The sequence below is a fragment of the Flagellimonas alginilytica genome, from assembly GCF_042134605.1.
In the GTDB taxonomy this organism is placed as follows: domain Bacteria; phylum Bacteroidota; class Bacteroidia; order Flavobacteriales; family Flavobacteriaceae; genus Flagellimonas; species Flagellimonas alginolytica.
This window is the reverse complement of record NZ_CP169638.1, coordinates 1,040,604-1,052,883: the sequence shown is the minus strand read 5'-3', so window position 1 is coordinate 1,052,883 and position 12,280 is coordinate 1,040,604. Positions and strand designations below refer to the sequence as shown.

The 12,280-nt window shown below is 40.9% G+C and carries 11 protein-coding genes; 2 read left to right on the top strand and 9 right to left on the bottom strand.

Translation table 11 applies throughout. The features are described from left to right. Positions 1 to 3: 3 nt before the first annotated feature. The 6 genes from ABTP35_RS04655 to ABTP35_RS04630 all read right to left on the bottom strand — a co-directional run bounded on the left by ABTP35_RS04655 (position 4) and on the right by ABTP35_RS04630 (position 7,428). On the bottom strand, positions 4 to 618 hold the full coding sequence (locus ABTP35_RS04655) for a GNAT family N-acetyltransferase (RefSeq protein ID WP_224836324.1): 615 nt from the start codon (positions 616 to 618) through the stop codon (positions 4 to 6). Between the two features lie 221 nt (positions 619 to 839). Beyond that, on the bottom strand, positions 840 to 2,192 hold the full coding sequence (locus ABTP35_RS04650; protein ID WP_293298930.1) for a mannosyltransferase: 1,353 nt from the start codon (positions 2,190 to 2,192) through the stop codon (positions 840 to 842). Between the two features lie 9 nt (positions 2,193 to 2,201). Continuing rightward, positions 2,202 to 3,686 carry a cellulose synthase family protein gene (locus ABTP35_RS04645; protein WP_293298933.1) on the bottom strand — a complete coding sequence of 495 codons (1,485 nt, stop codon included), beginning with the start codon at positions 3,684 to 3,686 and terminating at the stop codon, positions 2,202 to 2,204. Then, positions 3,686 to 4,375 (bottom strand): glycosyltransferase family 2 protein, encoded by a 690-nt coding sequence (locus ABTP35_RS04640; protein ID WP_293298935.1) that lies wholly within the window; start codon positions 4,373 to 4,375, stop codon positions 3,686 to 3,688. The genes ABTP35_RS04645 and ABTP35_RS04640 overlap by 1 nt, the downstream gene beginning before the upstream one ends. Before the next feature lie 89 nt (positions 4,376 to 4,464). Then, positions 4,465 to 6,069: a 4Fe-4S dicluster domain-containing protein gene (locus tag ABTP35_RS04635; protein WP_293298938.1), complete on the bottom strand. Its 1,605-nt coding sequence runs from the start codon at positions 6,067 to 6,069 to the stop codon at positions 4,465 to 4,467. 9 nt (positions 6,070 to 6,078) lie between these two features. Continuing rightward, positions 6,079 to 7,428 carry an FAD/NAD(P)-binding oxidoreductase gene (locus tag ABTP35_RS04630; RefSeq protein WP_293298941.1) on the bottom strand — a complete coding sequence of 450 codons (1,350 nt, stop codon included), beginning with the start codon at positions 7,426 to 7,428 and terminating at the stop codon, positions 6,079 to 6,081. Positions 7,429 to 7,554: 126 nt separating this feature from the next. On the opposite strand from ABTP35_RS04630, the gene ABTP35_RS04625 reads away from it, so the two are divergent. Together ABTP35_RS04625 and ABTP35_RS04620 are read left to right on the top strand one after the other, a co-directional pair. Then, a complete protein-coding gene (locus tag ABTP35_RS04625; RefSeq protein WP_293298944.1) occupies positions 7,555 to 8,568 on the top strand; it encodes a glycoside hydrolase in 1,014 nt (337 codons plus the stop codon). A 101-nt stretch (positions 8,569 to 8,669) separates the two neighbouring features. Next, entirely contained in the window at positions 8,670 to 9,587 is a 918-nt protein-coding gene (locus ABTP35_RS04620; protein WP_293298947.1) for a hypothetical protein, read from the top strand. A 47-nt stretch (positions 9,588 to 9,634) separates the two neighbouring features. Here the strand turns inward: ABTP35_RS04620 and arsM are convergent, their stop codons facing one another. Genes arsM through ABTP35_RS04605 form a run of 3 tightly spaced genes read right to left on the bottom strand, consistent with a single transcriptional unit; the run spans position 9,635 to position 12,194 of the window. After that, positions 9,635 to 10,600 carry an arsenosugar biosynthesis arsenite methyltransferase ArsM gene (gene arsM / locus ABTP35_RS04615; protein ID WP_293298950.1) on the bottom strand — a complete coding sequence of 322 codons (966 nt, stop codon included), beginning with the start codon at positions 10,598 to 10,600 and terminating at the stop codon, positions 9,635 to 9,637. Beyond that, positions 10,597 to 11,412 (bottom strand): purine-nucleoside phosphorylase, encoded by an 816-nt coding sequence (locus ABTP35_RS04610; protein ID WP_293298953.1) that lies wholly within the window; start codon positions 11,410 to 11,412, stop codon positions 10,597 to 10,599. Before ABTP35_RS04610 ends, arsM begins: the two co-directional genes overlap by 4 nt. Next, positions 11,409 to 12,194, bottom strand: a complete 786-nt coding sequence (locus ABTP35_RS04605) for a TIGR04282 family arsenosugar biosynthesis glycosyltransferase (RefSeq protein WP_313790265.1) — start codon at positions 12,192 to 12,194, stop codon at positions 11,409 to 11,411. Before ABTP35_RS04605 ends, ABTP35_RS04610 begins: the two co-directional genes overlap by 4 nt. Positions 12,195 to 12,280 lie beyond the last annotated feature (86 nt).

Below are 12,280 nucleotides of genomic sequence, written 5' to 3'. Positions count from 1 at the left end.
TTTCTATTTATTTTTCTTTTTGAGAAAAAGTGATTCTTTAATGCTTTTCAATCTCTGAAATGCTTTTTTGTTCACTTTTTCCGGTTGTTGGTTTTTTGCTTTTGGGTCGTGAAGCATCCCGGTGCAAAGGCACATTTTTCTATCAGTTCGGGTAAGGATATCAAAATTCTTGCAGGTTTGACAGCCTTTCCAGAATTCCGGGTCGTCCGTTAGTTCCGAAAATGTAACTGGTTTATAACCAAGTTCGTAGTTCATTTTCATTACGGCCAGTCCAGTGGTTATGCCAAAAATTTTGGCGTCGGGAAACTTTTTTCGGGAAAGGTCGAAAACGGCTTTTTTAATTTTTTTGGCCAGACCTTGGTTTCTGTAATCTGGATGGACTATTAAACCAGAGTTGGCCACAAAGTCCTTGTTCCCCCAGACTTCGATATAACAGAATCCAGCGAACTTATCTCCATCCAACGCAATAATTGCATTACCGTTTTGGAGACGTTTTATTATGTATTCTGGAGTTCGCATGGCAATACCTGTACCTCTGACCTTTGCGGAATCGGTTATGGTATCACTAATGATCTGCGCGTATTTATAATGTGATTCGTTAGCAACAATAATTTCCATTGCAAGCGATTAATCTGTAAAAAAGTGAAAAAAATGTATTTGGAGTTTTGCGGAAATGGACTCACCTATTTCCAATAGATATGTTGCACCCTTACGGGCGACGACGGCGGGGGGTAAATGGACTGATGGGAGCTGTGATGCTCAAAGTAGATAGTATGTACTGTTGTCCTTTCATTCTGAGGCTAATGTACAAATTAATTCGAATTGTACTAAAGTTGTGATTACTTTTTGAGGAAATATAACTTTTTTGGCCTGCTTCCTATTAATTCATAAATAAAATAGCCGATTACCACGATGTATTCAATGGCCAATAACCATAGGTTCTCTTTAAAATCGGGATGTGAATAGGCGTAATAACTTAAAATTATGGTGCAGGACCATACCAGTGGGAACTTGTAATCCGTAAAAATTGCAAACCCCAAAAGGAATATCACGTACCAAGGATGAACGGTGCTGGATAGGAAATAATATAGGGCCAAGGCAATGACCATTGTGCTGAGGACATGGTCTAAACTTTGGTTTTTTCGAAGAAAGGCAAGAAGCAGGACTATTATTAACACACCTATTTTTAGATAAGAACCATACGTGTCGATGAGTTCCCATGGTTTGGCCTCAAAATAGGTTACTGCTATCTTTTTAACCACATTGTAAACACTGGCGTTGAACTCGAAATTGGAAAACCAAAGTCCGACGGTCTCTGTATAATTATCAACAAATACAAATGAGTAGAAGGGAAGAAGGAGCATAATACAGCCAGCTATGACCAGAATGTAAAAAATAGCACTCTTTTTGAGCCCTAGGTATTTTACCAATATGGGCAGGAAGATCAAGGGGACCAATTTTACCATTATGGAAATGGCATAAATAGGACTGGCCCACAGCCATTTGTTTTTTGATAAGAGGTAAATGGCCCAAATAAAAAAGAAGAGCATGACCCCTTCAAAATGGAGATTTCCTGTGAGCTCAATTATCACCAATGGATTTAAAAAGTACCAAAATGCCAAGTGGTTGGCCCTATTGAGGTTTTGAAGAAGTTTTCTTCCAAAAAATAGCATTCCTAAATCCGCAAGGATTATAATCAACCGTAAAACGATCATGGATCCCACTACACTTCCGCCTCCCAATACAGCTGATAGTGCAAAAAGGATTTGGTTGATCGGTGGATAATTACTGTAATGTCGAGCGTTGAGGTCCGTCATGCCGGCATAAAGTTTGTTCATACCGGCAAACGCAATCTCGCCCTGTTCCATAATTTGGTCAGGGGTGTACAAATAGGGGTTGATACCACTTTTAATGAGTTCACCGTCCCAAATAAAACGATAAAAATCTTGCGATAGATTAGGTTCGGCGAATAGAAAAACCAATCGAAACAAGATTCCTATGCCCAATAGAAACTTATAGTTCCACTTTTCGAATTGGAGTATTTTGGAGGTAAGATAGAAGAGTGCCCCAAAAAGCATTAAGAGCTTTGTAAAATCGGTTCTGACGAGATTATATGCAAAGCTCCAATAAAACAATGTGCACGCGACGGCAAAAAGAATGGGATATCTATGCAGTCGCCAGTAAGATTGCATGGTTTTGGTTTATGCCTTGGACGTTATGGATTTAAAGAAAACAAATCCAAAACCTAAAAACAACATTAGGTGGAATGGGAACAATCCATAATCGTTCAAAGGAATGGCACTGTACATTCCAAATAGGAAATAGATCATTAAAGCGAATTCCAAGATCATGTTCGGCGATAGCTTGTTGGTCAAATATTTATTGCCTTTCCAGCTATCGGAAAGGTTATTGATATTGAACTTAGGGGTTCTTACAAATTCACTTCGCTTGCCCAAATGCCCTTCCAAAACGGCCACGGTATTGTGCAAAGAAAAGCCCAACGCCACCGAGAAGAAGGTGAAAAAGAGTTTTATATAATCCACAAAATTGTCGAAACCGCTCCCTTGTATACTTTTATAGGTAAACCAATAGCAAACAAACAGGATTATAGTGCTGAGGATAAAAAAGCTGGTAACCTCGAACACCCATCCCAAATGGCCGTATGTGTTTTTTATGTAGAGCATGGGAATGCTCAATAAAGCCACAATGAAAACGCAAAGGAACATTGAGCTGTTCAATAAGTGCATTACACCATGAAACTTGGTTTTAAACGGTATATTTTTGGAGGTAACAACGCTCCAAACCGTTTTTCTAAAGTTTTCTGCACCTCCTTTGTTCCAACGAAATTGTTGGGAACGGGCGGCACTGATCACTACAGGAAGTTCTGCAGGGGTTTCTACGTCTTCCAAATATTTGAATTTCCAGTTTTTTAATTGGGCACGGTAGCTCAAATCCAAGTCTTCGGTAAGGGTGTCGCCTTCCCAGTTACCTGCATCGAGAATACATTGTTTTCTCCAAATACCAGCGGTACCATTAAAATTGATAAAATGTCCTTTGGAGTTTCTGCCAACTTGTTCCAGGGTAAAATGGGCATCCAAGGCAAAGGCCTGGATACGGGTTAGGGTAGAATAATCCCTGTTGATGTGTCCCCAACGGGTCTGAACCACACCGATTTCTTGATCTTTAAAATAAGGTACGGTCTTTTTTAACCAGTCCGTTTCGGGTAGAAAATCCGCATCGAAAATGGCTATAAAATCGCCCTTGGCGATTTCCAGGCCTTCTTTAAGGGCGCCGGCTTTAAAACCTTTTCTGTTTTCCCTGCGGATATGCTGAATATCCAGTCCGGTTTCTTGGAGTTCTTGAACCCTGCGAGCGGTTTCTATCACGGAATCGTCGGTGGAGTCGTCCAGTACTTGGATTTCCAACTTGCTTTTGGGATATTCTATTTTGGCAATATTGTCCAGTAAACGCTCCATTACGTATTTCTCATTGTAGATGGGGAGTTGAATGGTAACGAATGGTATTTCTTTTGGATCTAACAGATTAAACTTGGGAGCTTCCTCGTTTCGTCTTTTGTAGCCAAGGTAGTTTATCAGAAGATTCAATTGGGCAAGGCTGTAGAAAAAAATCAAAATCAAGGCGATACTATAAATAGCAATTATGATGTAAGCAATAGCAAGTCCCATTATTTTAAACTGTATTTAAAGATCCAACCCAATATTTTTATGCCCGCAAATATAGTACCTTTTATGGTACCTGAAACTTTTGAGATGCCAATTCTTCGTTTGTAACGCACTGGTACTTCGATATATGACATTTTTTTTCTCAGAATTTTCAATTGCATTTCCACAGTCCACCCATAAGTTGTGTCCTGCATGTTCAATTCTTTGAGCTTTTCGTATTTAATTGCCCTAAATGGTCCTAAATCCGTAAATTTTGATTTAAAAAACAAACGCATTAAAAATGTGGCCAGATTGTTTCCAAACACCTGTTGAGGAGTCATGGAACCTGTTTCACGGAGCGACTTTTTTCTTGCTCCTACCACAAAATCAATATCATTTTCCAAAATAGGGGCCACTATCTTATCCAATTCTTCTGGATAATCCGAATAGTCTCCGTCGATAAATACGATAATGTCGGGTGTTTTGGATTGTTCGGAGATATATTTTAGCCCTTTTAAACAGGCAAAGCCATAGCCCTTGCGGTTTTCCATGACCACGGTTGCCCCCGCTTTTTTTGCATTTGCCACGGTATCGTCTCCGGAACCATTGTCCACAACGATTATTTCCGAGACATGATCGGGGATTTCCGAAACCACTAGACCAATGGAATCTCCTTCGTTGATTGCAGGAATAATGACTTTTATGTCTGCCATTGGTTCAGCTTAATTGTAGTTTGTGTTTAGGTGGCAAAACTAAAATTTTCCTAGGAATGCCTATTTTATTTTTCAAAAAGAGAAAACAACTACCTCTTGTTCACTAGGGACATTAAATCTACATCGTTGCCCAATAAAACCTGATTGCTGTCAATTCTTCCTTCCAAAGGCCCATTCTCCAATTTTAGGACGCCTCTTGGGCAAACGGCGGAACAAATGCCACATCCCACACAGCTGGAGCGAACTATGTTCTCTCCTTTTTGCGCATAGGCTCGTACATCGATCCCCATTTCGCAGTAGGTGGAACAGTTACCACAAGAAATACATTGCCCTCCATTGGTTGTTATTCTAAATCGAGAAAAAAGTCGTTGCTGAAAGCCCAGTATGGCCGCCATGGGGCAACCAAACCTACACCAGACCCTGCTCCCAAAAATGGGATAGAACCCTGTGCCGATAACTCCAGAAAAAACACTGCCTATTAAAAAAGAATAAGATTTACGAAGTGTGCCGGACTTGAATAGGAATACTTCTCCTTCGCCACTAAAAAAGTGAAACCCGATCAAAGCTATTATAATTACAAAGTAACCAATGGCTCCGTAAAGGGCATCTTTTTGAAGCTGTTCTCGTTTAAAGATCATGACCCAGCCAAATACCAAGGTAAGCAAACCACCTACACTTAAAAGGAATGTGCTTTTGGTCAACCAATACTTACTGGTGTCGGTTCCCAAATAGGAATAGATTACCGCCGTGGTCATTAAAGTTACAAAAACCACTACGCTGTGCACTACCCAGCGTTCCACTTTCCAAGCAAATGTGGATTTATCACTCAATTGCCTAAACGAATCACCTGCAGTTTCCGCAAGACCGCCACAACCACAGACCCAGGAGCAGTACCATCTTTTACCATATTTATAGGTAAGGATAGGGGTAATCACAAAAATGGAAAGGATACCAAATATCAATAAAGCAAAACCAATTTCACCTGAACTTAAAAAGGCTTTTATACGGTAACTTTCAAAGTTGTAATAGTTGAGCGGCCAAACGTTCTTTAGGTCATAATAAGGAAGGCTTCCGCCGTTCAAGATTTTGTGACCGTTCAAACGGGCCATTAATTCTGGGATGATGAAGGCAAAAGCGGTTTGAAAGAACATTACACTAATGGTACGCAGCTTTTCGTAACGGTTGTGACGGTATTTCCAGAGAAATTTTATGCCAAAAGCCAATATGGCCACCGTATATAATGTGCCGTAAACAAACCATTGACTGGCCGGATTTCCGCTCAAAAGCCTGCTCAAAGGGTCAAAAAGTGCAATTATGCCTTTATTTGCACCATCGCTGACAAGGCCAAGGTATTCGGGGTAAAAATATAATACGATATAAAATCCGGTAAGTGCAATTCCGGCCACCCAACCCCATAATCCGCGACTGGATATGGATTTGAACCAGACCCCATCGTTTTTTATACCAGGAAGTTTGTTGCTGTAGGCATCCCAAGAGAACCAAATAATACCGATCGCAATAGCTGATAGCGATATGGAAAGCCATAACACCTTGTTCGGGAAGTTGATGTTGAACATGGCAAGTAAAAAAATGCCAAGGCCGGAAAGGCCCAATAATGTTGCCAGTTTTTGAATGGTACTTAGGCTTTTGGGGGGTTCCCCGGTCAGGGCCATGCTTTTGTCAAAAGTGCTCATAATATTCGGTTAGGCGATCTGGAAGATGCGTTTTAGGTTTTTCTTTTTCAGTCTGATGGATTTTTGAAAGTCGCTATTGTACTGGGATACAACTTCGTTTTCAAAACGTTTGTAGAACTCTGGATCAAAATTAGCATCAACCAGATGCTCCATTACAAAATCGATATCTCTTTTTTCGTTCAGCCAACGGTCGAAAATCTCGTGGCGCATGCGAATGCCAAAGGTGTTGATGCCCAAAAAGGCATTGGAATCTTTATCGAACGCAATCGTTAAGCAAATTTTTTCTTTGGGGTGCCGCCAATGAAAATGGGTTTCGGAATCTTTTTTTCTTCGTTCCGAAAAAACCCAACCATAGGTTTGGTACTCAATGTCCAAAAACTTGGCCGAATTGAACCAATGTCCCGGTTTGTACTCGGTGGGATTCCCGCAAATCGTTTGGGCAAGGGTTTCTCCCATCATCCGGCCGGTGTACCAAACAGCCTCAATAGGGCGACGGTTTCCAATGGCCTCATGCTGTTCGGCACAATCGCCAATGGCATAAACATCTTTAGTATTGGTTTCCAATAAACGGTTCACTTTAACCCCCCGTCCCAACTCAATACCTGAATCTTTCAGAAAATCAATATTAGGTGTGACCCCAGCGGTCAAACCAACAAGAGTGCAATCTATTATCTCGCCGGTCTCCTCGATCACCACGGACTTTACTTTTCCGTTTTCATCTGGAATTATTTCTTTTAAGGAAGTACCCAAACGTAGGTCTATGTGGTGTTCCCGAATGTGTTCATTGATCATTTCCGATTCGCCACTTGGCAGTACCCCGTTCCAAAAACTGGTTTCGCGTACCAAAAAGGTAACAGGGATGTTTCGGGTACGCAGCATTTCTGCCAATTCAATACCGATCAATCCACCACCTACAATCACGGCACGTTTACACACTTTGTTGTTCGGGGCGTTTTCTTCCAATAACTCCAAGTCTTGTTTGGAGTAGAGCCCTTGTACCCCATCCAAATCCTGACCTGGCCAGCCAAATTTATTGGGCTTGGAGCCGGTTGCTATAATTAGTTTATCGTATTTGAGGTCGGCAGCGCCTTTAATTTTTAGAAGTTTGTTCTGGGTGTCCACCTTATCCACAAAGCCTTCCATCAAATCAATTCCGTTCTTTTTCCAAAAATGGTTTTCATAAGGTTGGGTATGTTCAAACTTCATATGCCCCATATACACGTACATTAGGGCAGTGCGTGAAAAAAAGTATTTGGATTCGGCGGAAACAATGGTAATTTTTTTATCGGACAACTTTCGAATATGTCGGGCAGCCGTAACACCGGCAATACCATTTCCAATAATAACAATGTGTTCCATAGGTTTAGTTTGATTGTTTAATACGTCGACTTTATAGGGCGAACTTAACAAGCGAAAGTAATTTAATAAGATTTTGGGAGTCTCACGATGTTTTAAAATTAGTAATTTAGTAGGTCTACAATCATTATGAAGAAGATCATTTTTATTTGTGCCACGGTGTTGGTGTCTTGCAGCAGCGCCAAATTCCATAAGGTCAACGGTGTTAGTTTTGTGTCTTCTGGTGAGGAAGCTTCGCAACAGCATATCGATCCGGTACTTGATGTCCAGGCCAATTATGCGGCCATTATGCCATTTGGTTTTACGAGTGATATAAATTCACCGGATTTGGTTTTTGATTCCGACAGGCAATGGTTCGGAGAGCGCAAGGAAGGGGTTGAGCAGTATATCCAAAAAATGCACCAAAATGGGGTCAGGATTATGGTAAAACCTCAAATTTGGATCAGCAGGGGAGCCTTTACGGGTAACTTGAAAATGTTGACAGAAGCGGATTGGAAACAATTCGAAGAGGCTTACGAAGCATTTATTCTGCTATATGCAACTTTAGCGGAGGAAACTCAAAGCGATATATTCTGTATAGGTACCGAGCTTAAGGTTTTTGTAAACGAACGCCCCGAATTTTGGAGCGAACTCATCACAAAGGTCAGACATGTGTATCATGGCGAAATTACTTATGCAGCCAATTGGGACGAGTATGCAAAAACACCATTTTGGTCCCGATTGGATTATATTGGGGTAAACGCCTACTTTCCCCTTTGCGAAGAGGAAAATCCATCCGTAGAAACACTTTCAAAAGGATGGCAACCATGGAAAGCAAAATTAAAAGAGGTTTCCAAAAACAAAAAAAGCCCCATTCTTTTTACGGAATTTGGGTATAGGAGCATGGATTTTACAGGGAAAAAACCATGGTTGGTGGATCGTAACCAAACCGATGTCAATCTTGAGGCACAGGCAAGGGCCACCCAGGTATTGTTCGATGAGTTTTGGTCCGAGAGCTGGTTTGCTGGAGGTTTTGTCTGGAAATGGTTTATGCAACATAATGAGGTAGGTGGACATGAGGATAATAGGTTTACCCCACAAAATAAACCTGCCGAATCCGTTATTCGAAAGCAATATTCCCAAGAAAGAAAAACAAGGCTTTGATGGTTTTGGTGTATCTACTGAAATTTTTTCCCGGTCAAAACATAATCAGAACAGTTTTTTTACCATCTTTGTAGGGCATCCCACCCAAAAACATACTAAAAATGAATTTTAGATTATCCCTTCTATTTTGGGTTTGGGCCTGTACGTTTATTTTTTCCCAAGAAAACCAATATACCATTGCGATTGCAGAACAAGGAGACGGTATTTTTTCTTTGCTTCGTAAACAGGGGCTGGACCCGGTAAAGCATTATGGCGAGTTTTTAGCGTTAAATTCAGATAAAATAAAAGAAGGCAGTGCGCTAAAACTGGGTACGGAATATAAAATACCCAATGCTAGCGATTCCTTTAAAAAAACAGGTATAATCGTAGCACCCAAAAATGAAGAAGAGGCGCCAATTTTTGATAAGGAACTTGCACAAATGTCGTTAAAGAGCGAAAAATTAAAAGATGCTGTATATTACCTAATTGCGGAAAACAGGAGTGAAGGAGATAGTTTTTTAAGGGATATTTCTCAACAATTGGCAGCCGAACTTATGGTGCATGGCGCTAAAGTGTACATTATGGAAGAAGATACGCCCTTAGCAAGTGCATCCAACGAAAATCCGATGGGCGACTACGTAAATGTAATCAATAAACGATATCTGCAGCACAAAGGTAAATATCAGCGTGTACTGGTTATCCGCAGTGAAAATGTTTCTGGGAGCAACACCATGGATGTTGCGGTCTATCACTACAACAAAAGTTCACAAGGTCAACGTTTTGCGCAAAGCATCCAGAATGTGTTTAAAGAAAACAGTGTCTCCAATAGAACACTGGATGAGGCCAGTCATATTTTTGAAGACCAAAGCAGCCTTTTTTTGGCAAAAAACATACTACCCGCTATAAGCTTGCTGACCCTGGAAAAGACATCTCCAGAGTCAGAAAGTAAAATCTCCATTAAACCGAACAAAGAAGAATTTGCCAATTTGATCCGCAATGGCATTATGAATGACTATGCTGATGTGAAATTCGAGAATTGACCACACTGCCTGCTTGGCTTCAAAGGAAACTATTGGTCTTCTTCAAATCAGCAACATCCACCCCCGTTATAGTGGTAGGTACTTTCGCTAATATAGATTTCATCGGAGACCTTGGCCAAAGCTGCAGCAGTTTTATCACAAACGGCTAAAGGTTGGTTCTGCAGCAAAACATGCCCTTTTTTGTCATCCAAAAACTCCTCATTACCAAAATAGATGGCGGTTTTACCTGTAAAAACACAAGGGCCGTCTTCGGGCATTGGGTCTTTTATGGCAGCAATTTCAATGGACTCAATGTGGATAATTTCGTTCGTTGGGTAATGGTTGGGCGATAAAACCCGGTAAGATCGTTTTCCTCTTATCTCAATGGTTCCGAAACCGGTGTCTGTCAAAACTTTAATGTATTCCTTAAGTGGAATGCTCCCGCTTAGGCATTGCGCCCTTAAACGATCGTCGTTGCGTAGCTCATCGCTCATAGGTTGTTCACAAACAGGGTCGCTCATTACCAGTCTGCCATGAGGTTTTAAAACTCGGTACATTTCGGAAACCGCTTTTTTTAGGTCATCCAGTTTAAAAATGTTGAAAAGACAGTTTTGAGCTGCAACGTCTATACTTTCATCGGCAACAGGAAGGTTTAATGCGTTTCCTTTTACCAAGTTTACAAAGTCACTTTTGAACCAATCGTTTTCCTCTTCCGCTATTTTGAAGTTTTTTCGAGAGGCCTCCAACATTTCATTTACCGAATCCACACCAGTCACACTTCCCTTTTTTCGCGAAAAATAAGAGAATTGCAAAAGTTCCATTCCACCGCCAACACCAACATAAAGTATGTTGGGCTCATTTACCAAATCTTGGGCAGATACAGTGCTGCCGCAGCCGTAGTTCATCTCTTGCATTATTTTGGGAATGGAAAGCCCTGGAAACTGCCAAATCGGGTTGGTGGTACAGCAAAGTCCCACATCTGGTGTTAGCGCAGCTTCTTTGTAAAGGTTTTGTGTTGCATCTAAATAGCTCATAATTCTTTTATTAATTCTTTAAATAGTCTAATCATTTTGGGTTCGGTTTCACCAGCTATCTTCAAAATTTCTTGAACCTTTACGGGTTGTAGGTTATCCGGGTCGCATTCGTCGGTCAATACCGAGACCGCCACAATAGGTAACCGTAGTTGATTGGCTACTATAACTTCTGGAACGGTACTCATGCCCACCGCATCGGCACCCATTATTTTCAACATGCGGTATTCTGCCTTGGTTTCCAATTGTGGACCAACGACCGAGGCATAGACGCCCTTTTTTAGGGAAATATGTTCTTTAGTGGCTATTTGCTCTATCTTTTGTCGCATTTGCAGGTCGTAGGGCTCGCTCATATCCACAAAACGATCTCCAAACTCACCCACATTCTTAAATGCCAATGGGGAGCCGCCTTGTAGGTTGATATGGTCTTCGATCAGCATAATGTCGCCTTTTTTAAATTCTAGGTTAATAGCTCCTGCGGCATTGGAAACGAACAGTTTTTTTATGCCCAGTTGGTGCATTACCCGTATCGGATAGGTAATATCCAAAAAATCGTAGCCTTCGTATAAATGAAAACGCCCTTGCATTACCACTGCGGATTTGCCCTCAATGGTTCCGTAGATCAGCTTACCGGTATGGAATTCTACAGTGGCCAACGGGAAATGGGGTATATGGTTGTAATGGGCCTCAATCGGGTTTTCGATGCTGTCAATGAGTTGACCAAGCCCTGTTCCGAGTACAATGCCTATTTCAGGATTTTCAAAGCCTCTTTTGTTTAAATAATCTACCGATTCGTCGATTTGATTTTGTGTCATGGCTCAATGTGTTTTAAAAATGGCTCAAAGGCCTCAATATCTTTAATGTCTTCGTAATGATCAACATCGTTTCTCTCGTCCAAAAAATAAACGGTTTTGGATCTTAAATCTTTTAGGGTATCGGACAAAACGGTATCGGTTCCCCATGCTTTGTTCTCGAACAATGCTGTTTGCAGGGATTTCATCCCCAAAAGATAATATCCACCATCTTCGGCAGGTCCCACTACGTAATCGTTGGATTGGAGTTGGATAAACGCTTTTTCCAGATCGGATTGGTCCAAATGGAACATATCGCTACCAATAACAATAATATTCTCGAATCCTGCCCTAAAACCTTCGGCAAACGCATGTGACATGCGTTCGCCCAAATCTTCCCCGACCTGCAATTTTTTTTTATAGCCAAGGTTGCTCCAAATATCGTCTTCCCAAATATTTTCAGAATACAAGACCCATTTCTCTACTTGTAGATCTTGGGTAATAGAAACCGTATGGCGTAAAAGAAACTTATAAATATCCAGAGCAGCCGTATCTCCCACTTTTGCTGCCAAACGGGTTTTACATTTGCCAAGTTCCGGATTTCGTGTTAGGATAAGAAGTAGATTTTTGCTCAACGTATTTGTATTTAGTTGTTGTTGCAAATCGATGCTTAAAGATAGGTAGATTTTTAGGTTCGTTCCTTTCGAGAAAGATGAATTTTTTCCAAGAAAGGATATGGCGGGTATGGATTTTTGAAGGTGCCAACATTCTTGTGAAGAACAAGGCAAAAAATGCAGCTTCATCATTATAAAATACTTTGAGCAAAGTAGCACTGCCTGATGAACATCAGTTTTTTTATAAAGTTTCAAGCTCATCTTTGTAGTAAAAAGTA

What these genes read in the sequence shown, in the direction of transcription:
- ABTP35_RS04650 (WP_293298930.1), bottom strand. Translation starts at nt 2,192, where the DNA reads ATGCAATCTTACTGGCGACTGCATAGATATCCCATTCTTTTTGCCGTC.
- ABTP35_RS04625 (WP_293298944.1), top strand. Translation starts at nt 7,555, where the DNA reads ATGAAGAAGATCATTTTTATTTGTGCCACGGTGTTGGTGTCTTGCAGC.
- ABTP35_RS04635 (WP_293298938.1), bottom strand. Translation starts at nt 6,069, where the DNA reads ATGAGCACTTTTGACAAAAGCATGGCCCTGACCGGGGAACCCCCCAAA.
- arsM (WP_293298950.1), bottom strand. Translation starts at nt 10,600, where the DNA reads ATGAGCTATTTAGATGCAACACAAAACCTTTACAAAGAAGCTGCGCTA.
- ABTP35_RS04640 (WP_293298935.1), bottom strand. Translation starts at nt 4,375, where the DNA reads ATGGCAGACATAAAAGTCATTATTCCTGCAATCAACGAAGGAGATTCC.
- ABTP35_RS04620 (WP_293298947.1), top strand. Translation starts at nt 8,670, where the DNA reads ATGAATTTTAGATTATCCCTTCTATTTTGGGTTTGGGCCTGTACGTTT.
- ABTP35_RS04630 (WP_293298941.1), bottom strand. Translation starts at nt 7,428, where the DNA reads ATGGAACACATTGTTATTATTGGAAATGGTATTGCCGGTGTTACGGCT.
- ABTP35_RS04645 (WP_293298933.1), bottom strand. Translation starts at nt 3,686, where the DNA reads ATGGGACTTGCTATTGCTTACATCATAATTGCTATTTATAGTATCGCC.
- ABTP35_RS04605 (WP_313790265.1), bottom strand. Translation starts at nt 12,194, where the DNA reads ATGATGAAGCTGCATTTTTTGCCTTGTTCTTCACAAGAATGTTGGCAC.
- ABTP35_RS04610 (WP_293298953.1), bottom strand. Translation starts at nt 11,412, where the DNA reads ATGACACAAAATCAAATCGACGAATCGGTAGATTATTTAAACAAAAGA.
- ABTP35_RS04655 (WP_224836324.1), bottom strand. Translation starts at nt 618, where the DNA reads ATGGAAATTATTGTTGCTAACGAATCACATTATAAATACGCGCAGATC.